Origin of the sequence: Haloarcula hispanica ATCC 33960 (assembly GCF_000223905.1) — an archaeon.
In the GTDB taxonomy this organism is placed as follows: Archaea; Halobacteriota; Halobacteria; order Halobacteriales; family Haloarculaceae; genus Haloarcula; species Haloarcula hispanica.
Genome location: NC_015948.1, coordinates 997,590 through 1,022,813, shown reverse-complemented (window position 1 = coordinate 1,022,813; position 25,224 = coordinate 997,590). Strand labels below are relative to the sequence as shown.

Sequence of the window (25,224 nt, the reverse complement as noted above, 5' to 3'; positions counted from 1 at the left end):
AGGGGGAGGGCCGTGTCCACAGGATTGCTATGGCAGATATCGAAGTCGAGAGCACCTGCGAGGAAGGATACACAGTAGAGAGTATTATCAACGGCGAGTGGGAGCTTATCGTCGATGCGCTGAGCGAGAACGGCCCGTCGCCGAACGAGATTCTGGCCGCCGACTACGCCTCCTGTTATATCCCGGCACTGCGCGTCGCCGCCGACAAGTACGGCCACGAGGACATCGGCAGCGTCGATGTCGAGGTCGCTGCGGGTCTCGATGAGGACGACGACTTGGAATACATTGACTTCCACGTCGAGGTCGAGGCGTCACTCGCCGACGAAGAGCAGGATATCGTGGAACTCGCCGAGGACATCTGTCACGTCCACTCGGCGCTGCAGGATGAGCTACACGCCGAAATCACCATCGAGTCCGGCGTCTGAGGGACAGGAACAAGAGTGGCGTTTATTCTTCGCTGGTCGCAGTCCCGTAGTCGTCACTCCGGGAACAGCAGGATGACTGAGGAAGTGTTGTGATAGCCAGTGTAATCCTCGTCGGCCGAGCAGACTTCACCGTAGGTTTCGAAGCCGGCGAAGGGCGCGTCGATAGCGCTGTGAATCGTGTCGACGGCGTCATCGAAATCCTCGCCGAGAATCATCGCACGGCAGGCACAGTCGTAGACGAACCCACCCGCGACGCTTCCGCCGCGGAGTTCATTGACAGCGTTGTTGGCGGCGTTCCGGACCGCATACACCTGGTCGGATTTATTGCTATGTGTCACCACCACTTCCGTTCCTTCGGAGACAGTGACAGCGAAGTCCAGCGGCCCCTCGGTGTCGGTTGTATGGCCCGGCCATCGGATGTTGTATCCCGTCGTCGAGATGAGTTTACTCTCGATGAAGGTCTTGATTCGGGAAGCGAGTCCGTCCGCGTCAGATTCTGGCTCCGACTCGATACCGAGCTCGTAGCGACCGAGCAACATGACAAGGTCTTCCGACCCCGCCTCCAGCTCGTCGACATCGATATCGTATGTCTCCATCGCGTCCTCCCGAATCGCGTCCCGCCAGGCTTCGAAGGCAGGTCTGCCGTCGAGTTCGTACACAGTGCTTCCCTCTGCACGGGTTACCGTCATCGCCTCGGAGATCGGTTCGTGGCCGTGATTGACGGTCACCGGGAGCGCGTCCTCTGCGGCGATGAGCGTGAGGACGACGGCGTCCGTCTCGACGCGGTCGTTCCGGAAGACGTGGGTCTGCTGTAACTGGAGGTCGTCACCCGCAGACCCGCCGACGACCGGCGTCTCCTCGTCGTCGAGGTACTGCTCGGTGAGTCGCGTGACCTTGTTTCCGATTCCGGCCATGCCGTCGTGGAGGTTGATGATCGTCCGATGCGGATACCCATCGACAGCAGGGTCGCCGCTCGCGGGGAGGTCATGAACGGCTTCGAACAGACAGCGTTCGGGATCAGCACTGAGTTCAGTCGAAATGCTGGAGAAGAACCGCATCGAGTCCGACGAAACGACGCCGACTGTAACAGTTCCGTTCCCCGAGCCGGTTTCAGTGAACTCCCCGGAAGACGAACAGCCAACGATTTCGGTATCTGAACCGACAACACTTCGCGCACCCCACAGTACCGCATCGTAATCATATGCCGGGGAGCAGAAAATCTGACAGAAGTCCGGTTCGCTGGCCGAGATGTCGGCCATAGCTTCCCGTATGGCGTCCATCGCTGCTGCATCTCCCGAGTCCCCCGTCGCCTGCCCTGTCCCAAACTCAGTAGTCATTGAGATACAAGTATATCGTGAGCTAACTTAACATATTGGAACCGTTTTGGAGACAATAATACGTAGCGGTCGCGGCAGTCAGCGCCGTAACAGTCGGCCCGGACACGATACTTTTTACCGTAGAACACCGCATGGAGCAGGAAACGCTCATACCGCCGGCCCGCAAACACCAGTTTATGAGCGATTCAAACTGGACCGACCGCATCGCCGGCGAACGGATGGCGGTCGACCAGCGGTTCAACGAACAGGTCAAAGCGTCGTCGTTCTCAAGCCAGCAGTGGGGGCTGGTGATGACTGCCGTTGAGTTCGAGATCGAGAACCCGGGTGACCCAGACGCCGCTCGAATCGTCGCCGATACGTCGAAGCTCTCTAGCGTCATGCCCGAGATGGAACGGGTCGCCAATCAAGGGCCGATGGGCGGTCCCGGCGGTGACAAGTCCGGAGGCTCAGGCGGCGGTCTCCTCTCAGGTGTCAAGGACGCGCTTGGAATAGGTGGGTCCAGTGGCGGGAACAAACAACAGGAGGAAGAGGCGGCACGGCTCGCACAGGCGTACGCTGAGCAACTGCAGGAGAAACTGGAGTCGAACGGGCGCTGGAAGTCCGTCTGTGAGCAGGCCCAGGGTTAGTCGCCGCTGTGAAACAGTGTTAGCTCCTCGGCCTCGTAGATGTTGATGAGTTCCGTCACGATTTCGTCGTACGACTCGTCCTCGACACGGAGGTCGTCAAGGCGCGCCACTGTTTCGGCGTCCAGTTCCACGGATGGCATACCTGAACCTTTCACTGGAACACACTTAATTCCCGCCCTCGGTCAAAAACAAACGCGAACAGTAGTAACAAATCAGAACCGAAAACGGTTAATGGTCGTTCTGGGTAGAAACATGACACATGCGACCACTGGGTGACTCACCGCTCGTACGGAACGACAAGACGCTGGTGCTAGCACACGACCACGGGCTGGAACACGGTCCCAAGCAGTTCAGCGGCGTCGAGGAGCGCCTCGACCCGCGTGAGGTGTTCGAGATGGCGACCCACGACGCCGTGACGGCGCTAGCTGTCGGGAAGGGCCTCGCCGAAACGTACTACCCGAGCTACGAAGACGACGTGAACCTGCTGGCGAAGCTCAACGGCGGTTCGGACCTCTGGATGGGCGACCCGTACTCGCCCCAGAACTGGTCGGTCGACTACGCGGCCGAACTCGGTGCTGACGCCATCGGCTACACCGTCTACCCGGGTGTCAACCGCGAGACCGATATGTTCGAGGACTTCCGCCCGGTGCAGGAGAACGCCCGCGACCACGACCTGCCGATTGCGATGTGGTCGTACCCGCGCGGACAGGCCATCAAGGAGCACCGCAGTCCGTCGACCATCGCCTACGCGGCCCGAATCGGGCTCGAACTCGGGGCTGACTTCACGAAGGTCAAGTACCCGCGCGACAAGGAAGCGATGGCCCACGCCGTCCGCTCGGCCGCAGACAACCGCGTCCTGCTCTCCGGCGGGTCGAAGACCTCGGACCGCGACTTCCTCGAACTCGTCGAGGACTGCATGGACGTCGGCGTCGCCGGCCTCGCGGTCGGCCGCAACGTCTGGCAGCGCGACGACCCCTACGACATTCTGGACAAACTCGAAGGCGTCATCTTCGAGGACGCGACAGCCGACGACGTCCTGTAGGCCATGGACGAGGAGACGCGCCGAGCCGTCGCCACAGCGGATGAGGCGTTGCCCACCAGCGACGCGCTCCCCGACGCTATCGATACCGGGCGGGTCGTCTTCGGTTTCGACGGCTACCTCGACCGCGTCCGAGAGGTCGTCGCTGACCGCATCGACCCCGAGAGCCACGAGCGCCTCGCTACACTGGAGAGTTTCGGCGACCGTATCGACCGCTCCGTTGCCGCCGACAGTTCGCTCTCCTTCGAGTGGCTCCAGCAGGGCAGCCGAACCGGCGGCCACACCAGCCACCTCGCGCGGGCCTTCGGCGGCTGGTCGTTCGACCCCGTGATGGTCGGGATGTACGGCGACCCGGTCCACGACGCATTCGAGACGGAGTTCGGCGAGTACGAACTCCATTCGCTGGGTGAACCCGGCGTCACCGACGCTGTCGAGTTCGACGACGGGAAGCTCATGCTCACGGAAATCGGCGACACGATGTCGCTTGACTGGGCCGAACTCGACGCGGCCTTCGGCCACGACCGATTGGCCGAGAAACTCGACGGCGCGAGCCTGTTAGGAACTGGCTACTGGTCAGAGACGCCAGACCTGCCGACGGTCTTCGACGGCCTCCGTACCCTGTGGGATGGTATTGACGACCCGCCCAAGACCGTGCTGGTCGACCCCGGTGACGTACGAAAACTCGACGCCGACCGGCTGCGCGCCGGTCGGGAGGCCATCGGCCGGCTGGACGAAGTGACCGACGTGGTGGTCACGTCGAACCGTGCCGAAACGGGTGTCCTCGCGGACGCCTACGCCGGCGACGCCGAGCGGTCGTTCGCCGACGACGCCGAGGCAGTGTTCGAGGCGCTGGAACCGACCTGGTTCGTCGGCCACGGTGTCGAGCAGTCGGTCGTCGTCACCGCCGCGGGCACCGACAGCGTGGCCGTGCCTTCGGTCTCGGACCCGGAGCTGACGACCAGCTCCGGCGACCACTTCAACGCCGGACTGGGGCTGGCCCGCATCGCCGACCTCTCGCCTGCGGCCGCCGTCGTCGTCGGCAACGCCGTCGCCGGCTACTTCGTCCGGACCGCGGACCAGCCGTCGCTGGCCGACGTGCGCGCGTTCGTCGACGAGTATCTGGAGAAGTTCTGAGCGGTCCGCACCGTTTCTGATTTTTCGACTGCCGCCAAAACCAGTTTCCGCCTGCTACAGCTGTCGGACCGTCACGCCATCCCGGAGTGAGCCGATATCGTTCAGGTCCGGAACGGCCGTGCCGGCCCGCTGGACGACCTGCGATGAGACGGCCACGCCGGTCCGGAGCGCCGTCTCGTCGTCCGCGCCGGCTTCCCAGGCGCTCAGGACGCCAGAGAGGAGCGCGTCGCCGGCCCCGACGGTGTCGACAACATTGATGTCGAGCGCCTCCGCGTACAGTCGGCCTGTGTCGCCGACAAGGACCGCGCCGTCCGCGCCGAGGGAGGCCAGCACCCGGTCGAAGCCCCGGTCCCGGAACGCGTCCGCCGCGTCCGCACACCCCTCGACGGTAGAGACGTCGGCCCCGGTCGCGTCCCCGAGTTCGGCGCGGTTCGGCTTGCAAAGTCCATACTGCGCGTCGAGCTCTCGAAGGACATCGCCGCCGGTGTCGACGATGGTCTCCCAGTCGCCACCGGCCGCAATGCGGTCGATAGCGTTGGGGGACAGCCCCGGCGGCAGGCTCCCACCGATGAGTACGCGGTCGGGGGACTGCGCTCGCACCTGTTCGAGCAGCGCGTCGACAACCGACTCGCCGACAGTCGGTCCGGCCTGATTTAGCTTGTACTCCCCCGCGGCTGCGATAGCGGTGGTGTTGAGCCGCGTTGTCCCGTCCACGTCGACGAAGGCTGTCTCGACGCCGTCGTCTTGCAGCGTCTCTCTGATGAACGACCCCGTGAACCCACCTAGCAGTCCCGTCGCAACGCAGGGCCGGTCCATCGCGGTGAGGAACTGCGCGGCGTTGATGCCCTTCCCGCCCGCGTCGAACTGCGCCTCGTCGGCCCGCATCACACGGTCGGGAGCCATCTGCTCGTCGAACTGAATCGTCTGGTCGACGGCGGGGTTGTAGGTGACGGTGACGATCATGTGCTGACCTCCTCGACGGTCACGTCGGCGTCCGCGAGTGCCGTGGCGAGCGCCCCTGACGGGCTGGCGTCAGTGACCAGCAGGTCGACCTGGTCCAGATCGGCGAAGCTGACGAAGCTCCGGTCGCCGAACTTCGACGCGTCGGCGACCAGCACGACCCGGCGGGCGCGCTCGACCATGATTTCCTTGACGGCCGCCTCGTCTTCATTTGGCGTCGACAGCCCGGCGGCGCTGTCGAGGGCGTTCGTCCCCAGAAACAACAGGTCGAAGTTCATTCGCCCGATGGCTCGCTCGGCCATCGGGCCGACGAGCGCCCGGGTCCGCGGTCGGAGACTTCCACCGGTGAGTTTCGCATCGACGTCTCGCTCGGCCACCTCGGTGGCGAGTTCCGGCATATTCGTCGCCGCGACGTAGTCGGTGTCCGGAATCGCACGAGCGACTTCCATCGTCGTCGAGCCCGCATCGAAACAGACCACATGGCCCTCACGGACTTCCTGTGCGGCTCGCTCGCCGATGGCCTGTTTCTCCGCGTAGTGGTCAACCTCGCGCTGGCCGTACGGTCGTTCGGTCCCGGCGGAGGACGCCGGTACTGCGCCGCCGTGGGACCGCTTGATGCGGCCTTGCGACTCCAGGTCCCGGAGGTCACGGCGGATCGTCGCCTTCGAAAACTCGAGTTCCGCGGCCAGTTCCGACACTGAACAGCCGTCTCGCTCTGTCACCAACTGGACGATAGTGCGCTTTCGCTCGGCCGGGAGCATTCTCTCTGCTGTGATTGTTTCGCTTCGGTTTTACCTCTTTCTATCGGACCGTGCTTGTTTCTGCCCGGATAGAACGCGAGAAAACTGCCTACAGCTCGTCGATTACCGCGGCGGTCACGTCCTCAGTGGATGCGTCGCCGCCCAGATCCGGCGTTCGGGGACCCGAGTCGAGCACGGACTCGACGGCCGACCGGACAGCATCGCCCTGCTCGTCGTATCCGAGGTGGTCGAGCAGCATCGCGGCGGAGAGAATCATCGCCGAGGGGTTTGCGATACCCTCGCCGGCGATGTCCGGCGCGGAGCCGTGAACTGGCTCGAACAGCGCGTTCTCCTCGCCGATGTTGGCCGAGGGCAGCAGGCCGAGGCCACCGACGAGGCCCGCGGCGAGGTCCGACAGCATGTCGCCGGCGAGGTTCGGACAGATGACGACGCCGTAGTCCTGCGGGTTCATCACGAGGTGCATCGCGAGCGCGTCCATCAGCGCGGTGTCGTAGGACGCGTCCCGGTCCTCGCCGACCGCCGAGGCCGTATCGAGGAACAGGCCGTCCGTGGTGCGCATGACGTTGGCTTTGTGGGCAATCGTCACGTCGTCGTACCCGTTCCCCTTCGCGTAGCTGAAGCCGTACTCGGCGATTTTCTCGGAAGCGTCCTCGGTGATGACCCGGGTGCAGGTGGTGACGCCCTCGGAGATTTCGCTCTCGATGCCCTTGTAGACGCCCTCGGTGTTCTCCCGGATGAACACGATATCGGTGTCGGGCTGGACGGCGTCAAGCCCCGGATACGAGCGGGCCGGGCGGACGTTGGCAAAGGAGCCGACGACCTGCCGGAGGGGCAAGATGACGTCGGCCGCCGTCTCGCCGGCCGCGCCGAACAGCGTCGCGTCGGCGTCGGCCGCCAGATCGCGCGTTTCTTCGGGCAGCGCCTCGCCGGTTTCTGCCTTCACTGCGTCGCCGGCCGCACCTTCGACGAAGTCGAAGTCGACGGCGTCGATGGCCTCAAGCACTTCGACCGCGGCGGGTGTGACCTCCTGTCCGATCCCGTCGCCGGGAATAACGGCTATCTCGTGTGTCATAGCAGGAGGCACGTAGTCGGCCGGTGAAAGTGGTTCGGTTCGCCGTCTCACACGTAGCGCTCGGGCGGTGGCAGCGTCCGTCGAGCGGGAGTTTCCGGAGCGGATCCGAAGCGGTTGACTCCGGGGTCCGCCATACTCGTGGAACGCGTCAGCGGTGGACCGTCTCGACCCGGCGAGCCGGACGATGGCTCGGGGCCGAGACAGGGATGGCAGCGCGGTGGCACGGCTCCCCAGCGAGCGCATCGAACTGCTGGAGGGCCGAAGCGACGGGAACAGCGCGTCGCCAGGGACCGTGCGCACCCGAGTATTGTGGTGGTTAATATGTATTTACTACCACAACACTATGGAAACTACTGATACCGTAGATACTACAGATACAAAGTATACTATCGATACTATCGGTCCAGCAGGGACCACTACTGTCGAAACAACGATACCAAGCGCCGGTCACGGCAGAGGGTGGCTTAGCTCAGAGTTTGTGTCGGAAGGCGTGGAGGACGTTCTCGCCAGTCTCGGTCAGTTCCACCTGTTTCGTCCGGCCGACATCGTTGACTTCGATGTAGCCGTCCTCGACCAGTGGGTCGACGATGTTGGCGTTCAGCAACGCGAACTTCGCCTTCTCGTTTGCCGGGTCCGCGTCGTCGATGAACGAAAGCCCGGCGTCCTCGGCGAACCCGATGAGGTCCGATTTCTTGGCGGTGTAGGTGTCCGTGTTGGTCCGCTTGAGATAGTCCAGTACTGCAACCTGGTCACGGGAGATCGCTTCGATGGGGTACGACGGGAGGACCTCCGCGCGCTCCATGCCGCGAGTGAGTGGCTCTGCTGAAATCGGCGGGACGTGTTCCTCGGGATGGACGTAGTAGGCCGTCGCCGCCGTCGCCATACACGCGATAGCGCTTCCGATAGCCGCCACTTTCGGCCCGCTGGAGACGTTGACGCGCACGATATCTTCCGGATGGTCGGCGGTCAGCGTCGTCACGACCGCCAGCACGTCGTAGAGGTCGTGTAGATCCGCGCAGTGCAGGTCGACACTGACGCCGTTGGCGTCCAGTTCTTCGACGAGTGCCTGCTGGTACGGCGTCAGCCGTGACGGCTCCGTCGTCGCTGTGAGGAGGTACACGTCGTCAGCGTTGTGCTGGTGAATCGGTTCGGCGATCCGGTCGCGTTCGTGCCCCAGCGGCGCGATGTGTATCTCCCGAATCTGGTCCATGCAGGAAGAACGCGCCCCGCACAGCTATTGGTCTTGCCATCTCCGGGACAGACCTCTCCTGTGGCACGACCGTCGGATTACCGACCTGGCCGTGAACGGAAAATGATCGCGCTGCGCTCACGGCACTGCCGTTCGCGCATACCGAGGTCGCGGGGCGACCTCGCGTTAATCGTCCGCTTCGATATCTGACCGCGTCTGGTCGAGGTACGGCAACTGCGAGGCCGTCTCCTCGATAGCGTTCCGGTTGGCCTTCATCAGCGCCGTCGTGTCCCAGTTGCCCTCGACGAGGGCTTCGCGCTGGGCGCGGTCGACGCTGACGTTGATCTCGTTGTCGCCGTAGGTGACTGTCTCCGCCCGCACGTCGACCTCAATCTCGCCGTCGGGGTTGTCATCAACCCATTGCTGGAGCGCGTTGATCGTCTCGTGGTCGGCAGTGACCGTCGGGATGCCAAGCGCCAGACAGTTCCCGGCGAAAATCTCGGCGAAGCCCTCACCGATGATCGCGTCGATGCCCCAGCGCATCAGGGCCTGGGGCGCGTGTTCGCGCGAGGAGCCACAGCCGAAGTTGTTGTTGACGACCATCACGTTCGAGTCCTGGAACCGCTCCTCGTTGAACGGGTGGTCCTTCTCGTTGTCCTCGTCGTCGAACCGCAGGTCGAAGAAGGCGAACTCGCCCAGCCCGTCGAAGGTGACGACCTTCATGAACCGCGCCGGGATGATCTGGTCCGTGTCGATGTCGTTCCCGCGAATCGGGATGCCAGACCCCTCGACGTAGTCGACCGACGGGATGTCTTCAGTGGGGTCGCTCATGCCAGAGCCACCTCCTCTAGGTCGCGCACGTCAGACACTTCGCCGGTGATGGCCGCAGCGGCCACCATCCGTGGGTTCATCAGGACGGTCCGGCCGTCCTTGCTGCCCTGTCGGCCGACGAAGTTCCGGTTGGAGGAGGAGGCACAGGCCTCGTCGCCCTCCAGTTGGTCCTCGTTCATGCCCAGACACATCGAACAGCCGGCGTTTCGCCACTCGAAGCCGGCTTCCTCGAAGATGTCCTTCAGGCCTTCTTCCTCGGCGGCGCGCTGGACGCGCTGGCTGCCGGGGACGACGAACGCTCGCACGTCGTCGGCGACCTCGCGGCCCTTGACGATGCGGGCCGCCCGTCGCAGGTCAGGCAGCCGAGCGTTGGTACAGGAGCCAAGGAAGGCAACGTCGATGTCGTAGCCCTCCATCGTCTCGCCGGGCTCGACGCGCATGTGTTCCTGAGCGCGACGGGCGGTGTCGACCTTGTCGTCGGCCAGCGACTCGGGTTCCGGGATCGGATCGTCGATACCGATGCCCTGACCGGGCGTGGTTCCCCATGTGACGACGGGGTCCAGTTCGCTCGCGTCGATCTCGACGACGTCGTCGTATTCGGCGTCGTCGTCCGAGCGGATAGACTCCCAGTACGGCTTGAGTTCCTCGAACTTCTCGGGGTGCTCCTGGAAGTAGTCCGTGCCTTCGAGCCACTCGTAGGTGGTCTCGTCGGGGTTGACGTAGCCCGCGCGAGCGCCGCCCTCGATGGACATGTTACAGATGGACATCCGGCCTTCCATGTCGAGGTTCTCGATGGTCTCGCCGGCGTACTCGTAGACGTAGCCGACGCCGCCCTCGGTCCCGAGCCGACGGATGATCTCGAGGATGATGTCCTTGGCCTCGACGCCCTCGTCGAGTTCGCCGGTGACCTCGATCTTGCGGACCTTCTGTTTCTCCATCGCGATGGTCTGGGTCGCCAGCACGTCCCGAATCTGGCTGGTCCCGATACCGAACGCGAGCGCGCCGAAGGCCCCGTGGGTGGAGGTGTGGCTGTCGCCACAGACGATGGTCTTGCCGGGCTGGGTGATACCCTGCTCCGGGCCGATGACGTGGACGATACCCTGGTCGCCCGTCGTTGGGTCAGAGAACTGGATACCGGCGTCCCGGACGTTCTCTTCGAGTTCGGCCATCATCGTCTCGGCCGCGTCGTCGCTGTAGGGCCGGTCCTGATTGGCGGTCGGCACGATGTGGTCGACCGTCGCGTGAGTCAGGTCCGGGCGCGCGACCTCAAGCCCGCGCTCTTTGAGCATCCCGAAGGCCTGCGGGCTGGTGACCTCGTGGATGAGGTGCAGGCCGACGAACAGCTGGTCCTGGCCGTTCGGCAGGGTCGTGACCTTGTGCTGGTCCCATACCTTGTCGTACAGCGTTCCCTGGCTCATACTGTCTCGTCCCGTCCTTCCGTTCCGCGCTCGTACGCCCGGGTGACACCCTCGTCGGGTGCTTCGTGGTCGATGTCTTCCATCGTCTCGTCAGTCTCCTCCTCCGCGTCGCGTTCGCCGCCGTCGGCGGCCACGACCGGGCCGCGGCGAAACACCGCGCCGAAGGTCCCGTTCGTCTCGGGGTGGGTGTGCTCGATGCTGCCCATCGTCGTACGCGATTCGCTCTGTTCGCCGTCCATCGTATCCGTGTGTTCCTTAGTCATCTGCTGGGGCTTCTGTCTTCTCTGCGTCGGCGTCCTCTCCCCACGCGAACAGGTCGCGCAGGTTCTCGCCGACGGCTTCGATCTGGTGGTTCTGTTCTGCGTCGCGGTACTGCTTGTAGGCGGGCCGGTTGGCCTGGTTCTCGTTGATCCACTCGCGAGCGAACTCGCCGTTCTGGATCTCTTCGAGGATTTTCTCCATCCCTTCGCGGTCGATGACCTCTTCACCGCGGGTGAGACCGCCGTACTCGGCGGTATCGGAGACGGAGTTCCACATGCCCATGTGGCCGCCCTCGTACATGAGGTCGACAATGAGCTTCAGCTCGTTCAGACACTCGAAGTAGGCCATCTCCGGCGCGTAGCCGGCGTCGACCAGCGTCTCGAAGCCGGCCTTGACCATCTCGGTGACGCCGCCACAGAGGACAGCCTGCTCGCCGAAGAGGTCCGTCTCGACCTCTTCCTGGAAGGAGGTCTCGATGACGCCAGCGCGGGTACAGCCGATGCCCTTCGCGTAGGCCAGCGACTCTTGCTTGGCGTTGCCGGTCGCGTCCTGATAGACCGCGATGAGACCGGGCGTCCCCTCGCCGCGCTCGTAGGTCCGGCGCACGAGGTGGCCGGGCGACTTCGGCGCGACCATCGTCACGTCGACATCCTCCGGCGGTTCGATCTGGCCGTAGTGGATGTTGAAGCCGTGTGCGAACTGGAGCGTGTCTCCGGCGTCCAGTTCGTCCTCGATGGCCTCGTAGACGGCCGGCTGAATCGTGTCCGGGACGAGCATCACGACGCGGTCCGCCTCGGCAGCGGCCACGTCGGGCGTCTCGACGCGGAGACCCGCGTCCTCGGCGTCCGCCCAAGACGACGAGTCCTCGCGGAGGCCGACAATTACGTCGACGCCGGACTCGTGGAGGTTCAGCGCGTGGGCATGGCCCTGTGAGCCGTAGCCCAGCACGGCTACGGTCTCATTGTCGATAGTCGATACGTCAGCGTCCTCGTCGTAGTAGACTGTTGTGGTAAGTTCGTCAGACATCTTTCTCTAGTGTTTTCGGGCCGCGTTCCAGTGCGGCGGCCCCGGTTCGCACGATCTCCTGCACATCGAACTGCTTGAACGCCTCGATGGCGGCGTCGATCTTCTGCTTGCTGCCCGTGATCTCGACGGTGACCGAGTCGGTCGACGCGTCGACGGCCTGGCCGTCGTACATGTCGGCAACGGCGTTGACGTCGTCTGGCTTCTCGCCGCTGACTTTCACCAGTGCGAGCTCCCGACGGACGGCCTCGCCTTCGAGTTCCCTGACCGAGACGACGGGCACGAGCTTCCGCAGTTGCTTTTTCGCCTGATCGATTCCCGGTTCCGGTTCCTCGATGAGAATCGTCATCCGGGCTGTGTCGTCGTCGACCGTTGGCCCGACGGTGAGGCTTTCGATGTTGAACTGCCGTCGGCTGAACAGCGCTGACACTTCCGACAGCACGCCCGGTCGGTGCTTGACCAGCGCGGACAGCACCGCCTGGCGCGGTTCGTGGGTCACTTCGGCCTCGGGATCGACGCGGATTCCCTGCGTGTTGCGTCGGCCCTTCGGGCGCATCCGTTCGTCCGGCGCGGGGCCTGGCATTCCTCCAGTCATTGTTAGATCATGTCCAGCTGGTCTTCGTTGAGCGCGAACAGGCCGTTGTCACCGCCGCTGGGGACCATCGGGAAGACGTTCTCCCCGGGGTCGATGTGGGCGTCGATGACGCTCGGGCCGTCGTAGTCGCGTGCTTCCTGTATCGTTTCCTCGACGTTGTCGTAGGATTCGAGCGTGAACCCGCGCGCGCCGAAGGCCTCGGCGAGCTTGTCGAACTGCGGGATCCACGGGTACTCGGAGGCCATCCGGCGGCCCTCGTAGAAGCCGTCCTGCCACTGGCGGACCATCCCGACCGCCTCGTTGTTCAGGACGACGTAGGTGATATCGAGTTGCTCCCGAACGGCGACCGAGAGGCCCTGAACGGTCATCAGGAACGAGCCGTCGCCGTCGAAGCAGACGACCTCCTGGTCCGGCGCGGCGAGTTTGGCACCGATGGCGGCTGGCACGCCGTACCCCATCGTCCCGAGACCGTGGGACGACACCCACGTCCGGGGCTCGGTGTACTCCCAGAACTGGGAGGCCCACATCTGGTGCTGGCCGACGCCGGTACAGACAATAGTGTCGTCCGGCGTCATCTCCGAGAACTGCTCGACGACGTACTGCGGCTTCAGCGGCTCGTCGTCGGGCGTGTCGTAGTCCATCGGGTACTCATCTTTCCAGGTCTGGCACTGGTCGCGCCACTCGTCGGCGTCCGGCGCACGCGGCATCGCGTCGAACAGCTGCCGGAGCACGTTCCGGGCGTCTCCGATGAGTGGGTAGTCAGCGTAGACGTTCTTGCTGATTTCGGCCGGGTCGATGTCGACGTGGATGACCTCCGCGTCGGGGGCGAAGGAGTCGACGCCGCCGGTCAGGCGGTCGTCGAAGCGCGTCCCGATGGCCAGCATGCAGTCGGTGTTGCTAATCGCCATGTTGGCGTAGCCGGTGCCGTGCATCCCGGCCCACTCAAGCGAGAGTTCGTGGTCCTCGGGGAAGCTCCCGATGCCGGGCATCGTCGTGATAACCGGGATCTCGTACTCCTTGGCGAACTCCCGGAGCGCGCTCGACGCGTTCGCCTTGATGACGCCGCCGCCCGAGAGGATGACCGGACGGTCGGCCTCGGCCAGCGCCTCGACGGCCTCCTGGACGTCCTCGTCGTCGGCTTCCTCGGGCACCTCGTAGGTCTCCGGCGTCTCCGGCCTGCCGGGTTCGACCTCGGTTTCGCCCTGGGTCACGTCCTTCGGGAGGTCGACCAGCGTCGGCCCCTGCCGGCCGGCGTCGGCGAGCGCGAACGCTTCGCTGACGTCGTCGCCGACGGTGTCGGAGTCGGCGGCGAAGTAGCTCTCCTTCGTGATCGGCTGGGTGATGCCGACCGTGTCCGTCTCCTGGAAGGCGTCGTTGCCGACGAACTCCGTCGGGACCTGGCCGGTTAGTGCGATGACGGGGTCCGAGTCCATGTTGGCGTCGGCGATGCCGGTCACGAGGTTCGTCGCACCGGGGCCGGAGGTGGCGAAACAGACGCCGGGGTCGCCGGTGACGATTCCGTACGCGTCCGCCGCGTGTGAGGCCCCCTGTTCGTGGGCCATCGTGACGTGGTTGATGTCGGAGTCGTACAGCGCGTCGTAGACGGGCATGATCGCGCCGCCCTGGACGCCGAAGACGTAGTCTGTCCCGGCGTTTTCAAGCGCACGGATGACCGATTGCGCGCCCGTCGTGACCGGCTCCTGTTCTGTTTCTGACTCCGTTTCTTCCGCTTCCTTGGGGACGGATGCACGTTCGCTCATCGTGTCATCCCTCCGTCTGTTCGTGTTCGGGGTCGATACCGCGGTGATGTGTATGCTGCGTGCATGACTGGTGACTCTGTGGTGTTCAGGCGAATCGATTCGGACGGGGGTGAAAATGTGAAATGAGGGGCTATAGTGCCCCTACAATACGCACGCCGAGAATAGCGGTCGCGGTGCTGGCGGGTGGTCGAACCTGACGCCCAGCAGCCGCGGTCATCACATCCAAATGCAGTTCGTCCCGAATAATAAACGTTCTGTGATAGCTGTTGGCGGACAGCCACTCGGAACCGGGTACTCACCGGTAGCTGCTCACTCGTAGTGACGGCCGGAAGCGAGGTCATCGGCCTACGCCCGGACCTCCTCGCTTTCCTCGGTCACGCCGATCTCCTCGGCGAACCGTTCGAGCACCGACATGGTGACCTGTTCCTCCGCGCCGTACTCCTTGACGCGGCGGGTCACTTCTCTGACCTCCGCCTCGGTCGGGTCGTAGCCCGCGTCGACGAGCCGTTCCCGGACCGAGTGGGCCCCGGTGTGCTTGCCGAGCACGAGTTCGCGGGTGGCCCCGACCATCTCGGGGGTCATGACGCCCGGCTCGAACGTGTCGGAGTTCTCGATGACACCGGCGGCGTGGATACCGCTCTCGTGGGAGAAGGCGTTGCGCCCGACGACGGGCTTGTTCGCCGGCACCCCGATGTCGGATTTCTCCTCGACGATCCGCGATAGCTCCGTGATGCGGGTGGTGTCAATTCCGGTGTCGACGTCGTAGAGCGACTCCAGCGCCATCACGACCTCTTCGTAGGCCGCGTTGCCGGCGCGTTCGCCGATCCCGTTGACCGACACCTGCGCCTGGCTGGCTCCGGCCTCGAAGCCGGAGATGGCGTTGGCCGACGCCAGCCCGAAGTCGTCGTGCGTGTGCACGTCGATGTAGGCGTCGGTGCAGTCGTCGACGATCTCGATGAGGTCGTAGAACCGCCGCGGCGTGGCGACCCCACAAGTGTCCGGAATGTTGATCCAGTCCGCCCCCGCCGCGGACGTAGCCTCGATGACTTCGACGAGGAAGTCCTCGTCAGTCCGAGTCGCGTCCATCGGGGAGAACATGCACTCGACGCCCGCGTCTTTGATCATCTCGACACAGTCGACTGCAGTGTCGAGTGCCTCCTGACGGGTCGCATGCATGGAATCCTGCAACTGTACGTCCGACGTCGAGACGAAGGTGTGGACCATGTCCACACCAGAATCCAGAGCCGCCTCGATGTCTTTCTCGACCACACGCGCCAGTCCGCAGGTCGTCACTCGCGTGGACTCGGCGATGTCGCGCACTGCCTCGAACTCTGCATCGGAGTTGACGGGGAACCCGGCCTCGATGACGTGGGTGCCCATCTCGTCGAGCAGCGCAGCTATCTCGCGTTTGTCCTCGTAGTTGAACGACGTACGTGGTGACTGCTCACCATCGCGCAGCGTGGTGTCGAAAATCCGTGCGTCTGTTATCTCAGACGTGGAATCCAGTGTGCCCTGGAAGAACTCGATCCGCCGGAGATTCCGACGTGCCCTCGTTGTTGGACATAAGCACCCGTAACTGGATGCTTCCACTATTTATACTTGTCCATAGGGCGGTGATATGTGCACACGACACACGGTCACGGCCGCCGCCGGTGCGACTGCCGCGCGTCAGACGGTTTGGGGAGGATTTTTGCTCCGTCCGCGCATGGATGTGGCTATGAGCGATTTCGAGGGGCTGGACCTGCAGGCCGTGGAGGACCAGATGGACGAGGACCGTGACGGGGCCGGCAGCAACCGCGTCGTGCTGGGCGTCCTCGACGGGTCGGAACCGCCCGAGCAGTGGATCAACACCATCGAAAACGGGTCGGTCCTGGTTCTCAACGTCGAAGGCGACCTGAACGAACTCGCCGCCGGGTTCGCCCGGCCGGTCCGGGAGGCCGGCGGCGAACTGATGCACTTCCGCGGCTTTCTGGTTGTGACGCCGCCGGGCGTCAGTATCGACTCCGAGCGGCTGGATTGAGCCGCAGAACGCGCTGTGGCCTCTGGACAGCCCTATTCTGGGCGATACGGTTCTATGGGAAATAGCGGGAGGAACGGTTTTCCTGACGCCGCAATATCTGGCCAGGCCGCTCACGGAGGGAGAAATCGCTGCAGCAGTCCATGCCACACGCGGATACCCCGGTCCCACGCTTGCCAGTAGGTGTCGAAGAACCGGGGCGAACCCCTGTCAGTGTGGCTCGGTCGGGTCGTGATCTGGGCGTGGCAGTCCGGACAGCGGTAGTGCGTGCCGCCGTGGTGCTCGACCACCATCCAGTCGCCGTCGTACCTGCTCCGGTGCCCACAGTCCGGACAGAACAGCGTCGCCTTCGCAGGGGCTTCCTGTTCGGCCCGGGAGTCAGTCGGGGACATCCTCGGGTGAAACGTGGCCGCCGACACGAAAAGAACCTGCCTATGAGGTGTCTATACAGCTACTAATACGGGGGTGGTCATTATATTCGCTTCCGGCGGATTCACCCCCGGTACCACTGGCCCGCTACGCCGACACCGGCGGTTGTCTACGCCGACACCAGCGTCAGGTAGTGGCCGTCCCGGTCTCTGATTCGGACGCCGTCCTCGACCGAGGTGACCGAAAGCGCGTCGTCAGCGACTTCCCTGGCCGTCGATTTCGGGTCTTCGGCGACGACGCCGAAGTCGACGTGAACGCCGCCGCGGGCGTCAGCGATGCCGAGCCGCGGTGACCACAGTTCCAGGTCGAGGTCGCCGGTCGAGAGCCGAACGCGGCCTTCGTCGCGGCCGTCGTCGACCATGTCGAACCCCAGCGAGGTGTAGAACGCCACGGCCGAGGACAGGTCCTCGACTTCGAGGACGAGTTCGAACAGGCCGGTGACGCCATCGCCGTCGACCGCCCGCTCGCCGAGTTCCACGCAGTTGCCCTGCGGGTCGTAGAAGTACAGCGAGCGCGCGTCCCCGAAGGTGTGTTCGACCAGGTCGAAGCGCTCGTCCAGCCGGCCGTACCAGTCGTCGTACTCCCGCTCGGGAATGGTCAGTGCGTAGTGGGTGTGGAGCCCGCCGCGCGGAACCGTCCCCGGCGCGCGGAGCCTGAGTTCGGTGTCGCCGGCCGCGAGCACGGCCTCGTCTGGGCTCTCTGAGAGTACGTCGAGTTCCAGAAAGGCCTCGTAGAACGCCGTTGCACGGTCCGGATACTTCACCTCCAGTGTGAGCCAGGCGGGCGAGGAGAGCATATCGGCACTTCGGTCGCCACCGACAAAGCCGCTGTGGACGACGTTTCGGAGGCGAAACAACCCCAGCACGCGAGTTTCCCGTTCTCGACCATTTATTCACGTCAGGCCCGTACTGAGGCGTATGCCAACCAACACGCAGGACGAAACGGCGGCGTGGCTGGAGACGAACCGCTGGGAGCGCGGCGTGAGCTACATTCCGTATCCCGACGAAATGATGGTCCGGGCGAGTCACGTCCTCAAGACGGATGCCGGCGTGTTCGTCGTCGACCCGATAGACGTCGACGGTATCGACGACCTGTTCGCCGAGTTCGGCGACGTGGCCGGCGTCGTCATCCTGTTAGACCGGCACAAACGCGACAGCGCCGCCGTTGCGAACCGACACGACGTGTCGGTGTACATCCCCGAGTGGATGTCGGGTGTCGAGGAAGACATCGACGCGCCGGTCGAACGCATGCACCGACAACTGCCGGGCACGGACTACGGCGTCCACAAGATTATCAAGAACACGTTCTGGCAAGAGGCCGCGCTGTATGGCGACGAGGACGATACGCTGGTCGTTCCAGAAGCGGTCGGGGCGGCGGACTACTTCCTCGCCGGTGACGAGCGACTCGGTGTCCACCCAATGTTGCGCCTGTTCCCCCCGAAGAAGCTCTCTCGGCTGGACCCCGAGCGGGTCCTGGTCGGACACGGGGAGGGCGTGATGGAAGGTGCCGCCGAGGACATCGCGTACGCGCTCCGCGGGTCGCGAGGCCGGACGCCGGGCCTGTACGCGAAGAACCTCAAGTCGCTCGTGCTCGGCTAAACCGACGGAAGCGACGCTGTTTTACCCGGCCCGTGCGAAGGTGTGGCGTGGTCTACGTCACACGCGGACTCGTCGAGACGCTGTTACGGCTCGCCAGCGAGGCCGAACCTGACGACGTGACGATTTCGCTGGCCGTCACGCCGGCCGGAGAACTCCCGGATGCTGACTTACCGGACGAGACACCGGTGTTCACTGACTTCTATCTCCCCTCAGCCGGGGCCTCGGTGAAGGCGGTGTTCGGCGTCGACCTTGGAACGCCGGCCGGCCAGACACAGGGCCGATTCGTTTCCCACCCCGACGGGTACATGGGCGTCAGCAAGACCGACGACCTGCACGAGGTGATCTTCGTCGGCATCCCGCCGTGGGATATCGACGCCTTCGGAGCCTTCGACAGATCCGGGCAGGAACAGGAGGTCACGGTTCTCGACGTCGAGCCTCCGGAAAAGTATCCGCAGTAGCGTTCCGTCTCCGGAGCGGTTACTCCAAGTAGCCCAGGTCCCGCAACTGGTCGGTGATATCCTGGAACTGCGCTTCGGTCAGTTCGCCTTCCCGCTGGTGCTGGACGACGATACTCCGGAGCAGGAACCGAACGAGGTCAGAGGTGCTGGAGAAACTCGTCCCTTCGATTGTCTCTTCGACGCGCTCCGCGAGGTCCTTCGGAATCGATACTGTGGTGTAATCGGACATATCGGCACGGAAGCGTGCCGGCGGGATATGCGTTGTGTCCCAGCTTACCGCGGGTCCGTGGCCTCAGTGTCGAACTGGCCCATCGTGGCGTGATTGGTCGGCGAGAACATCTTCGGCGCGCGGCGGGACTTGCTCTCCGCGTCGTCGAAGGGCAGCGTGGTTGTCGGGTACGAGTCGTCGTTTCGGGGGGTCGTGATTCGTGTTGTCATCCTGGGGGTCGTGTCGGCCGGCGTCTGTGGTTTGTGGGCAGTGCAGTGTGAGGGTCGCGTGAGGGGCGTACATCGGATACAAGCATTGAGTATCACCACCTTTTGCCCCATCCATAATAAATGTTCATGATGGAGCCGCGGAATATAATGTGTCATGGTAACGAACATCTTGATAGAAGATAACGCAGTCACCAACGGAGGCCAGGATAAAACTGCTTCCCAGACTGGAGACGCTAACATGGCCTGTCTGTCCTGTGGCGGCCAGATGGAACGGCGCTGAAACGACCGGCTCAGACGACGAACTGAATCTCGTACTCAGTCAGGTTCTCGTAGCCATCGGCAGTGACGACGGCGATATCTTCGATTCTGACCCCGCCGACATCGGGGTCATAGAGGCCGGGCTCGATAGTGACGATGTGTCCCGGTTCGAGTTCGCCGCCATTCGGTGCCAGCCGTGGAAGCTCGTGGACGTCCAGCCCGACGCCGTGGCCCGTGCTGTGGATGAACCCTGTCTCCGTTCGGTCGTCGTCACGCAACGTCGGCTCGCCGGCGTCCTCGTACACGTCACAGACAGCGTCGTGTACGTCTTTGCCGGTCGCACCGGGTTCCAGCGCATCGAACGCCGCTTCCATCGCCCGCTCGGTGAGGTCGTACCACTCCCGCACCGTCTCGCTTGGCTCGCCTTTGACGAACGTCCGCGTCATGTCGGCGTGGTACTTCGTCGCCTTGTCCTTCGGGAAGATGTCGATGATAACCGGCTCGTGGGCGACGAGCGGCCCGCTCCCAGAGTCGTGAGGGTCCGCAGCGTCCGCCCCGCAGGCGACGATAGTCTCGTCCAGTGAACAGCCGTGCCGGAGCAGCGTCACCTCGATCTCCTCTTTCACCCGCTCGCTCGTCAGCGTCTCGCCGTCAATTTCGAGCGTGTCGTCCTCGGCAATCTCTGACGCCTCAAGCAGCGATTCGGCCGCCTGCATCGCCGCCTCGTTGGCCCGCTGTGCCGTCCGGACGTAGTCGACTTCGGTCTCGGTCTTCGTCGCGCGGATCTCCGTGACGATGCCGTCGGTGTCGGCCGTCACGTCGACACCACGTTCGCGCAGGCCGTCCGCAGTCCGGAGCGGGAACCGCGGGGGTACGGCCACGCTGTCCACATCGTAGGACGCGAGGAAATCCGCGAGGACGTGCGAGACTGCCTCCTCGGGACCGTACTCCTCGACCTTCTTCTGGTGGTCGAAGTCCACGTACCGTTCGACGGTCTCGGCTCGCGATTCACGCTTGGCGCGACCGAACTCCAGACTCCGCGGGAAGAGGAGATGTGTGTCGCCGTCGTACAGCGTGATGAACGGGTCCGGCGCGTCGAAGCCAGAGAGGTAGTACTGGTCTGACACCTCGGAATCCGCATCGAGGAGGTAGCCGTCGACGCCGGCGTCATCGAGATATGCGTCCAGTGCTGCGAGGTCAGGTTCCATACGTGTCAGTCTGGCCCCCATCCCCATATACGTCTCCCACTGAGCCGCTCGGCGGCCCGACATATGGCCACGAATGGCATACCGATGCAGTTTGGCCGCTCATTTATTGACGGTCCAGCCCCTCAATACTAGTAATGAGTGACTTGTCCGGTGAAGACGTAACTGTCGTCGGTGGCGGCATCGGTGGCCTCTCCGCCGCGTGCTATCTGGCGGACGCAGGCGCGGACGTCTCGCTACTGGAGAAAAACGAGCAACTCGGGGGCCGCGCCTCCCGGCTGGAGGTGGACGGGTTCCGGTTCGACATGGGTCCGTCGTGGTATCTGATGCCCGACGTGTTCGAGCGGTTCTTCGCGTACTTCGGGAAAGAGCCACGCGATTACTACGACCTCCAGCGGCTCGACCCGCACTACCGCATCTTCTTCAAGGACGGCGACCGGATCGACGTGACCGGCGACAACGCCGAGATGGCCCGGAAGTTCGAGGAGTACGAGCCCGGCGCGGGCGAGGCGTTCGAAGACTACCTCGCGACGAGCGAACGTCACTACGAGACGGCGATGAACAAGTTCGTCTACGAGGACCGCTCGGAGCTGCGCGACTGGATTGACCTCGATGTGATGACTGCCGCGCCGGTCGGCCTCCAGCTCATCGGCACGATGCAGAGCCACGTCGAGGACTACTTCGAGCACCCGAAGCTCCAGCAAATAATGCAGTACACGCTCGTCTTCCTCGGCGGTTCGCCCCGGACGACGCCAGCGCTGTACAACATGATGAGCCACGTCGATTTCAACCTCGGCGTCTACTACCCCGACGGCGGCGTCGGCGCGGTCGTCGACGGCCTCGTCGAACTCGGCGAGGAACTCGGCGTCACCTACGAGACCGACGCCGAAGTCGACGAGATTTCCCGGCGGAAGGATGGATTCCTCGTGGAGACAGTCCACGGCGACACGACCCACCCCGACGAAGTGGTCGTCAACGCCGACTACGGCCACGCCGAACGGGAACTCCTGCCCGACCACGAGCGCCAGTACGACGACGATTACTGGGACGACAAAACGTACGCACCGTCCGCTTTCCTCATGTACATGGGTGTCGAGGGCGACGTGGAGCCCCTGAAGCACCACACGCTCGTCCTGCCGACGGACTGGGACCCCCACTTCGACGACATCTTCGACGAGCCCGCGTGGCCCGATGACCCGGCGTACTACCTCTGTGTGCCCTCGAAAACCGACGACACCGTCGCCCCAGACGGGCACTCGAACCTGTTCGTTCTGGTCCCAATCGCGCCGGGCCTGCACGACGGCGACGAGATCCGCGAGGAGTACCGCGAGAAGGTGCTTGCCGACATCGCTGACAACACCGGCGTCGACCTGCGCGACCGCATCGTCTACGAGAAGCAGTTCGCCGTCTCCGACTTCGGCGAGCGGTACAACGCCACGGAGGGCACAGCTCTCGGGCTGGCACACACACTCCGCCAGACCGCCCTGCTGCGACCCAACAACCGCTCGTCGGCCGTCGACGGCCTCTACTTCACGGGGTCGTTCACGACGCCCGGCATCGGCGTGCCGATGTGTCTCATCAGCGGCGAACACACCGCAGAGGCGCTCATCGAGGATATCGCCTGAGTAATGCCCGAACTCCCGACCGACCGCATCACCGCCGTCATTCCGCCGGAGGAGACGCTGGTGGGGTACCTGTTGCGGCTCTCCCGGCCGCGGTTCTGGCTGTACCTCGGCGGCCCGGTCATCGTCGGCGTCAGCTACGCGGCCGACGGCCCGGGCGAACTGTTCTCGCCGCTGGCTATCGCGCTGTTTCTGTACTTCACCATTCCCGGGAACGTGTTTCTCTACGGGGTCAACGACATCTTCGATGCCGACATCGACGAACACAATCCCAAGAAAGACGAGGGCCGAGAGGTCAGCTACCGCGGTGACAGCGCCGTCACAGCCATCGTCGTCGCAAGCGGCGCGCTCGCGTTGGTGTTCGTCCTCGGGCTGCCGATGCTCGGGGTCGTGGCCCTGCTCGCCTGGGTTGCGCTCTCTGTCGAGTACTCGGCCCCGCCGCTGCGGTTCAAGACGACGCCGTTCCTTGATTCCATCTCGAACGGGCTGTACATCCTGCCGGGCGTCATCGGCTACGCCGCTATCGAAGGAGCGGCCCCGCCAGCGACCGCCGTCGCCGGCGCGTGGCTCTGGGCGATGGGGATGCACACCTTCTCGGCGATTCCGGACATCGAACCCGACCGTGAGGCCGGTATCCAGACGACGGCGACGTTCCTCGGGGAGTCAAACACCTACTACTACTGCGTGATGTGCTGGCTCACGGCCGCGTTCGTATTCACCTACACGCACTGGGTATTCGGCCTGCTACTGCTCGTCTACCCCGGCCTCGTCTTCGGGATTCTCGGCATCGGCGTCGACATCGACGAGGCGTACTGGTGGTATCCTGCGATCAACACCGTCGTCGGCATGGTGTTCACACTCATCGCGCTGTGGGTGATGCTGTATGGGTAGCGGCGAGGACCGGACCATAGCGGGCTGGACGCTCCCCGAGACAAGGACCGACGCGACCGCGCAGTTCGACCAGTTCGTCACCGAGAACCGCTTTACCATCGCCGTCGTTTTCCCGCTCGTCGGCGCTGTCACCCTGCTTGCCAGCGCCGAGGGACTGTTGCCCGACCCGCTCGCGTTCAACCCCTACTTCGTCCTGTTCGGAACGTTCGTGATGCGGTTGCCTCTCGTGGCCGGTGTCTTTCCGCTCGTGGACCGCCGGGCCGGGCTGGCGCTGGTCGCGCTGACGCTCTACTCCTACGGCATCGAACTCGTCGGTGTCCGGACCGGCTGGCCCTACGGCGAGTTCACGTACGGCGTCGACCTTGGCCCGATGCTGCTGGGCGAGGTGCCGTTCGGGCTCCCGGTCTTCTTCTTCCCGCTGGTCCTGAACGCCTACCTGCTCGTCCTGCTGTTGCTCGGCAACAGGGCGGCGTCAACCGCGGTTCGGCTGCTGGCGACGCTGGCGACGGTCATGCTCGTCGACCTCGTGCTCGATCCGGGTGCCGTGGCAATCGGTTTCTGGACCTACGAGATGCCCCAGTTCTACGGCGTCCCGTGGCAGAACTACACCGGCTGGCTCCTCTCTGGATCGGTCGCCGTCCTGCTGTTCGACCTCGGGTTCGACCGTGCGGGGCTCCGACAGCGACTCCGGGATTGCCCGTTCATGCTCGATGACCTGGTGAGCTTCGTCCTGCTGTGGGGCGGTATCAACCTCTTTTATGCGAACTGGGTGCCTGTCGGCCTGGCCGCGCTGCTGGGGGCCGGCCTGCTGTGGACGGACCGCTTCGACTTCGACCTCTCGGAGACGCGGCTCGGTCGGGCCGTCTGGCGGTAACCTCCGGGCTCGCTGTCGCTCTCCCGACCACGATAGTGAGACAGGCCAAGCGTTTAAGCGACCGCGTAGGTAGGTGGACGTATGGAGCGAATCCCGTTCGGAATCCGGCAGCTCGACTCCATCATCAACGGTGGAGCGCCCGCCGGGAGCGTCGTCCTGCTGTCCGGCGAGGCCGGCGCTGGCTCCCGGGAGTTCATGCATACGAGCGCACTCATCAACGGGCTCGAACAGGTGGACGGGGAGTTGCACGACCTCTACTACGGCGACCGCTCGGCCGACGCTGTTGCCCCGGACGAAGTCCACTACATCTCCTTTACAACAAGCGAGTCGCAACTGGTCAGCGAGATGCGGCTGGCGATGGACGACGACGTGGTCGACAAGGGAAGCCAGGCGGTCGAGTTTCACGACCTCTCGGAGCGGTACTTCCACATCAGTCCGGTGCCGCGAGAGTGGTACGCCAGGGAGACCGCGTCAATCACCGACCTCCGGGCGCGCCACGAGCGGGATGACCTGCTCGGCACGCTCGGGATGGTATTGAACGACGTGGCGGCGAACAATCTCGTCGTCATCGACTCGCTGTCTGACCTCGTTAGCGCGACGGACGAGGAAGTCAGCTGGTCGGACGTCAGCTCGCTCGTCCAGGGAATCCAGAAGGCAGCCCACCAGTGGGGGGGCCTTATCCTCTTGCACGTCAATCCGGAGACGATATCGTCGACCCGACACGGGCAGCTCGTCGACGCATCCCACGGCACGATGGAGTTCGCGTGGGAGTCCGGCGGTTCCACCCGGGCCCGGACCCTCGTCGTCCAGCAGTTCCGCGGCGTTCTCTCGCAGATAGAGGACGAGGACATCGTGCAGTTCGAGACCGAACTGGGCGATGCCGGCTTCGATATCAGCGACGTGCGCAAGATTCGGTAGCGATAGTCGGCAGCAGAGATGCCCGTAACTGTCGGAAAAGGACAACGAGCCGCGTGCTGACGGTTCGCTCCCGCTCTCGGTATCT

Annotated in this window: 29 protein-coding genes; 11 read left to right on the top strand and 18 right to left on the bottom strand. The window is 64.2% G+C overall.

What is annotated here, in order from left to right:
• Positions 1-29 precede the first annotated feature (29 nt).
• Positions 30-425 carry an OsmC family protein gene (locus tag HAH_RS05265; RefSeq protein WP_004962584.1) on the top strand — a complete coding sequence of 132 codons (396 nt, stop codon included), beginning with the start codon at positions 30-32 and terminating at the stop codon, positions 423-425.
• A gap of 53 nt (positions 426-478) precedes the next feature.
• Here the strand turns inward: HAH_RS05265 and HAH_RS05260 are convergent, their stop codons facing one another.
• On the bottom strand, positions 479-1,762 hold the full coding sequence (locus HAH_RS05260) for an FIST signal transduction protein (RefSeq protein ID WP_011222973.1): 1,284 nt from the start codon (positions 1,760-1,762) through the stop codon (positions 479-481).
• Positions 1,763-1,938: 176 nt separating this feature from the next.
• Here HAH_RS05260 and HAH_RS05255 point away from each other — a divergent pair, with 176 nt between their 5' ends.
• Positions 1,939-2,388 carry a DUF5799 family protein gene (locus HAH_RS05255; RefSeq protein WP_044952187.1) on the top strand — a complete coding sequence of 150 codons (450 nt, stop codon included), beginning with the start codon at positions 1,939-1,941 and terminating at the stop codon, positions 2,386-2,388.
• Here the strand turns inward: HAH_RS05255 and HAH_RS19890 are convergent.
• A complete protein-coding gene (locus tag HAH_RS19890) occupies positions 2,385-2,528 on the bottom strand; it encodes a DUF7557 family protein (RefSeq protein WP_004962590.1) in 144 nt (47 codons plus the stop codon). The two genes, HAH_RS05255 and HAH_RS19890, sit on opposite strands and share 4 nt — an antisense overlap.
• 119 nt (positions 2,529-2,647) lie before the next feature.
• Between HAH_RS19890 and HAH_RS05250 the strand changes: the two genes are divergently transcribed.
• Both HAH_RS05250 and HAH_RS05245 read left to right on the top strand, forming a co-directional pair.
• A complete protein-coding gene (locus HAH_RS05250) occupies positions 2,648-3,430 on the top strand; it encodes a class I fructose-bisphosphate aldolase (RefSeq protein WP_004962592.1) in 783 nt (260 codons plus the stop codon).
• 3 nt (positions 3,431-3,433) lie between these two features.
• The gene (locus HAH_RS05245) at positions 3,434-4,561 is read left to right on the top strand and encodes a hypothetical protein (RefSeq protein ID WP_014039980.1); all 1,128 of its coding nucleotides are present in this window, start codon (positions 3,434-3,436) and stop codon (positions 4,559-4,561) included.
• A 54-nt stretch (positions 4,562-4,615) separates the two neighbouring features.
• On the opposite strand, the gene pfkB is transcribed toward HAH_RS05245, so the two are convergent.
• The 11 genes from pfkB to HAH_RS05190 all read right to left on the bottom strand — a co-directional run bounded on the left by pfkB (position 4,616) and on the right by HAH_RS05190 (position 16,021).
• The gene (pfkB, locus tag HAH_RS05240) at positions 4,616-5,524 is read right to left on the bottom strand and encodes a 1-phosphofructokinase (RefSeq protein ID WP_014039979.1); all 909 of its coding nucleotides are present in this window, start codon (positions 5,522-5,524) and stop codon (positions 4,616-4,618) included.
• On the bottom strand, positions 5,521-6,282 hold the full coding sequence (gene glpR / locus HAH_RS05235) for an HTH-type transcriptional regulator GlpR (protein ID WP_014039978.1): 762 nt from the start codon (positions 6,280-6,282) through the stop codon (positions 5,521-5,523). The genes pfkB and glpR overlap by 4 nt, the downstream gene beginning before the upstream one ends.
• Before the next feature lie 88 nt (positions 6,283-6,370).
• Positions 6,371-7,354 carry an isocitrate/isopropylmalate dehydrogenase family protein gene (locus HAH_RS05230; protein WP_014039977.1) on the bottom strand — a complete coding sequence of 328 codons (984 nt, stop codon included), beginning with the start codon at positions 7,352-7,354 and terminating at the stop codon, positions 6,371-6,373.
• Between the two features lie 469 nt (positions 7,355-7,823).
• Entirely contained in the window at positions 7,824-8,564 is a 741-nt protein-coding gene (locus HAH_RS05225) for an HFX_2341 family transcriptional regulator domain-containing protein (RefSeq protein WP_014039976.1), read from the bottom strand.
• A gap of 165 nt (positions 8,565-8,729) precedes the next feature.
• Complete coding sequence (leuD, locus tag HAH_RS05220) at positions 8,730-9,374, bottom strand: 3-isopropylmalate dehydratase small subunit (RefSeq protein ID WP_014039975.1); 645 nt, start codon at positions 9,372-9,374, stop codon at positions 8,730-8,732.
• Positions 9,371-10,792 (bottom strand): 3-isopropylmalate dehydratase large subunit, encoded by a 1,422-nt coding sequence (gene leuC / locus HAH_RS05215; RefSeq protein ID WP_014039974.1) that lies wholly within the window; start codon positions 10,790-10,792, stop codon positions 9,371-9,373. Before leuC ends, leuD begins: the two co-directional genes overlap by 4 nt.
• Complete coding sequence (locus HAH_RS05210) at positions 10,789-11,055, bottom strand: hypothetical protein (RefSeq protein ID WP_023843192.1); 267 nt, start codon at positions 11,053-11,055, stop codon at positions 10,789-10,791. Before HAH_RS05210 ends, leuC begins: the two co-directional genes overlap by 4 nt.
• A complete protein-coding gene (gene ilvC / locus HAH_RS05205) occupies positions 11,048-12,079 on the bottom strand; it encodes a ketol-acid reductoisomerase (protein WP_014039972.1) in 1,032 nt (343 codons plus the stop codon). Before ilvC ends, HAH_RS05210 begins: the two co-directional genes overlap by 8 nt.
• Positions 12,072-12,659: an acetolactate synthase small subunit gene (ilvN, locus tag HAH_RS05200; protein ID WP_005535182.1), complete on the bottom strand. Its 588-nt coding sequence runs from the start codon at positions 12,657-12,659 to the stop codon at positions 12,072-12,074. The genes ilvC and ilvN overlap by 8 nt, the downstream gene beginning before the upstream one ends.
• Positions 12,660-12,673: 14 nt before the next feature.
• Positions 12,674-14,431 (bottom strand): biosynthetic-type acetolactate synthase large subunit, encoded by a 1,758-nt coding sequence (gene ilvB, locus HAH_RS05195; RefSeq protein WP_014039971.1) that lies wholly within the window; start codon positions 14,429-14,431, stop codon positions 12,674-12,676.
• Positions 14,432-14,776: 345 nt separating this feature from the next.
• Positions 14,777-16,021: a LeuA family protein gene (locus tag HAH_RS05190; protein ID WP_014039970.1), complete on the bottom strand. Its 1,245-nt coding sequence runs from the start codon at positions 16,019-16,021 to the stop codon at positions 14,777-14,779.
• 127 nt (positions 16,022-16,148) lie between these two features.
• Between HAH_RS05190 and HAH_RS05185 the strand changes: the two genes are divergently transcribed.
• The gene (locus tag HAH_RS05185) at positions 16,149-16,451 is read left to right on the top strand and encodes a DUF5779 family protein (protein ID WP_044951757.1); all 303 of its coding nucleotides are present in this window, start codon (positions 16,149-16,151) and stop codon (positions 16,449-16,451) included.
• 110 nt (positions 16,452-16,561) lie between these two features.
• Here the strand turns inward: HAH_RS05185 and HAH_RS05180 are convergent, their stop codons facing one another.
• Positions 16,562-16,840, bottom strand: a complete 279-nt coding sequence (locus HAH_RS05180; RefSeq protein WP_014039968.1) for a hypothetical protein — start codon at positions 16,838-16,840, stop codon at positions 16,562-16,564.
• 146 nt (positions 16,841-16,986) lie between these two features.
• Positions 16,987-17,673 carry a VOC family protein gene (locus HAH_RS05175; RefSeq protein WP_044952185.1) on the bottom strand — a complete coding sequence of 229 codons (687 nt, stop codon included), beginning with the start codon at positions 17,671-17,673 and terminating at the stop codon, positions 16,987-16,989.
• Between the two features lie 121 nt (positions 17,674-17,794).
• On the opposite strand from HAH_RS05175, the gene HAH_RS05170 reads away from it, so the two are divergent.
• Both HAH_RS05170 and HAH_RS05165 read left to right on the top strand, forming a co-directional pair.
• Positions 17,795-18,475 (top strand): hypothetical protein, encoded by a 681-nt coding sequence (locus HAH_RS05170; RefSeq protein ID WP_014039966.1) that lies wholly within the window; start codon positions 17,795-17,797, stop codon positions 18,473-18,475.
• Positions 18,476-18,522: 47 nt separating this feature from the next.
• Positions 18,523-18,933, top strand: a complete 411-nt coding sequence (locus HAH_RS05165) for a hypothetical protein (protein WP_014039965.1) — start codon at positions 18,523-18,525, stop codon at positions 18,931-18,933.
• A gap of 19 nt (positions 18,934-18,952) precedes the next feature.
• On the opposite strand, the gene HAH_RS05160 is transcribed toward HAH_RS05165, so the two are convergent.
• From HAH_RS05160 to HAH_RS05155, 3 genes are all read right to left on the bottom strand, one after another.
• Positions 18,953-19,162, bottom strand: coding sequence for a ribbon-helix-helix domain-containing protein (locus tag HAH_RS05160; protein WP_008309988.1), 210 nt, complete (start codon positions 19,160-19,162; stop codon positions 18,953-18,955).
• Between the two features lie 44 nt (positions 19,163-19,206).
• Complete coding sequence (locus tag HAH_RS19885; RefSeq protein WP_008309989.1) at positions 19,207-19,371, bottom strand: hypothetical protein; 165 nt, start codon at positions 19,369-19,371, stop codon at positions 19,207-19,209.
• Positions 19,372-19,661: 290 nt separating this feature from the next.
• Positions 19,662-20,837 carry a M24 family metallopeptidase gene (locus HAH_RS05155; RefSeq protein WP_014039964.1) on the bottom strand — a complete coding sequence of 392 codons (1,176 nt, stop codon included), beginning with the start codon at positions 20,835-20,837 and terminating at the stop codon, positions 19,662-19,664.
• Positions 20,838-20,971: 134 nt separating this feature from the next.
• Here HAH_RS05155 and crtD point away from each other — a divergent pair, with 134 nt between their 5' ends.
• From crtD to HAH_RS05135, 4 genes are all read left to right on the top strand, one after another.
• On the top strand, positions 20,972-22,459 hold the full coding sequence (gene crtD, locus HAH_RS05150) for a carotenoid 3,4-desaturase (RefSeq protein WP_014039963.1): 1,488 nt from the start codon (positions 20,972-20,974) through the stop codon (positions 22,457-22,459).
• 3 nt (positions 22,460-22,462) lie between these two features.
• Entirely contained in the window at positions 22,463-23,347 is an 885-nt protein-coding gene (locus HAH_RS05145) for a prenyltransferase (RefSeq protein ID WP_014039962.1), read from the top strand.
• Entirely contained in the window at positions 23,340-24,221 is an 882-nt protein-coding gene (gene cruF / locus HAH_RS05140; protein WP_014039961.1) for a bisanhydrobacterioruberin hydratase, read from the top strand. The genes HAH_RS05145 and cruF overlap by 8 nt, the downstream gene beginning before the upstream one ends.
• 81 nt (positions 24,222-24,302) lie before the next feature.
• The gene (locus HAH_RS05135) at positions 24,303-25,139 is read left to right on the top strand and encodes an RAD55 family ATPase (protein WP_014039960.1); all 837 of its coding nucleotides are present in this window, start codon (positions 24,303-24,305) and stop codon (positions 25,137-25,139) included.
• Positions 25,140-25,224: the final 85 nt, after the last annotated feature.

Excerpts from the sequence above, each read along its gene's own strand:
- HAH_RS05145 (WP_014039962.1), top strand. The coding sequence starts at position 22,463 with ATGCCCGAACTCCCGACCGACCGCATCACCGCCGTCATTCCGCCGGAG.
- HAH_RS05265 (WP_004962584.1), top strand. The coding sequence starts at position 30 with ATGGCAGATATCGAAGTCGAGAGCACCTGCGAGGAAGGATACACAGTA.
- HAH_RS05210 (WP_023843192.1), bottom strand. The coding sequence starts at position 11,055 with ATGACTAAGGAACACACGGATACGATGGACGGCGAACAGAGCGAATCG.
- leuD (WP_014039975.1), bottom strand. The coding sequence starts at position 9,374 with ATGAGCGACCCCACTGAAGACATCCCGTCGGTCGACTACGTCGAGGGG.
- ilvN (WP_005535182.1), bottom strand. The coding sequence starts at position 12,659 with ATGCCAGGCCCCGCGCCGGACGAACGGATGCGCCCGAAGGGCCGACGC.
- HAH_RS19890 (WP_004962590.1), bottom strand. The coding sequence starts at position 2,528 with ATGCCATCCGTGGAACTGGACGCCGAAACAGTGGCGCGCCTTGACGAC.
- HAH_RS05170 (WP_014039966.1), top strand. The coding sequence starts at position 17,795 with ATGCCAACCAACACGCAGGACGAAACGGCGGCGTGGCTGGAGACGAAC.
- HAH_RS05245 (WP_014039980.1), top strand. The coding sequence starts at position 3,434 with ATGGACGAGGAGACGCGCCGAGCCGTCGCCACAGCGGATGAGGCGTTG.
- HAH_RS19885 (WP_008309989.1), bottom strand. The coding sequence starts at position 19,371 with ATGACAACACGAATCACGACCCCCCGAAACGACGACTCGTACCCGACA.
- crtD (WP_014039963.1), top strand. The coding sequence starts at position 20,972 with ATGAGTGACTTGTCCGGTGAAGACGTAACTGTCGTCGGTGGCGGCATC.
- HAH_RS05250 (WP_004962592.1), top strand. The coding sequence starts at position 2,648 with ATGCGACCACTGGGTGACTCACCGCTCGTACGGAACGACAAGACGCTG.
- glpR (WP_014039978.1), bottom strand. The coding sequence starts at position 6,282 with ATGCTCCCGGCCGAGCGAAAGCGCACTATCGTCCAGTTGGTGACAGAG.
- HAH_RS05255 (WP_044952187.1), top strand. The coding sequence starts at position 1,939 with ATGAGCGATTCAAACTGGACCGACCGCATCGCCGGCGAACGGATGGCG.
- HAH_RS05175 (WP_044952185.1), bottom strand. The coding sequence starts at position 17,673 with ATGCTCTCCTCGCCCGCCTGGCTCACACTGGAGGTGAAGTATCCGGAC.
- HAH_RS05160 (WP_008309988.1), bottom strand. The coding sequence starts at position 19,162 with ATGTCCGATTACACCACAGTATCGATTCCGAAGGACCTCGCGGAGCGC.
- pfkB (WP_014039979.1), bottom strand. The coding sequence starts at position 5,524 with ATGATCGTCACCGTCACCTACAACCCCGCCGTCGACCAGACGATTCAG.
- HAH_RS05180 (WP_014039968.1), bottom strand. The coding sequence starts at position 16,840 with ATGTCCCCGACTGACTCCCGGGCCGAACAGGAAGCCCCTGCGAAGGCG.
- HAH_RS05135 (WP_014039960.1), top strand. The coding sequence starts at position 24,303 with ATGGAGCGAATCCCGTTCGGAATCCGGCAGCTCGACTCCATCATCAAC.
- ilvC (WP_014039972.1), bottom strand. The coding sequence starts at position 12,079 with ATGTCTGACGAACTTACCACAACAGTCTACTACGACGAGGACGCTGAC.
- HAH_RS05260 (WP_011222973.1), bottom strand. The coding sequence starts at position 1,762 with ATGACTACTGAGTTTGGGACAGGGCAGGCGACGGGGGACTCGGGAGAT.
- leuC (WP_014039974.1), bottom strand. The coding sequence starts at position 10,792 with ATGAGCCAGGGAACGCTGTACGACAAGGTATGGGACCAGCACAAGGTC.
- ilvB (WP_014039971.1), bottom strand. The coding sequence starts at position 14,431 with ATGAGCGAACGTGCATCCGTCCCCAAGGAAGCGGAAGAAACGGAGTCA.
- HAH_RS05155 (WP_014039964.1), bottom strand. The coding sequence starts at position 20,837 with ATGGAACCTGACCTCGCAGCACTGGACGCATATCTCGATGACGCCGGC.
- cruF (WP_014039961.1), top strand. The coding sequence starts at position 23,340 with ATGGGTAGCGGCGAGGACCGGACCATAGCGGGCTGGACGCTCCCCGAG.
- HAH_RS05185 (WP_044951757.1), top strand. The coding sequence starts at position 16,149 with ATGAGCGATTTCGAGGGGCTGGACCTGCAGGCCGTGGAGGACCAGATG.
- HAH_RS05230 (WP_014039977.1), bottom strand. The coding sequence starts at position 7,354 with ATGACACACGAGATAGCCGTTATTCCCGGCGACGGGATCGGACAGGAG.
- HAH_RS05225 (WP_014039976.1), bottom strand. The coding sequence starts at position 8,564 with ATGGACCAGATTCGGGAGATACACATCGCGCCGCTGGGGCACGAACGC.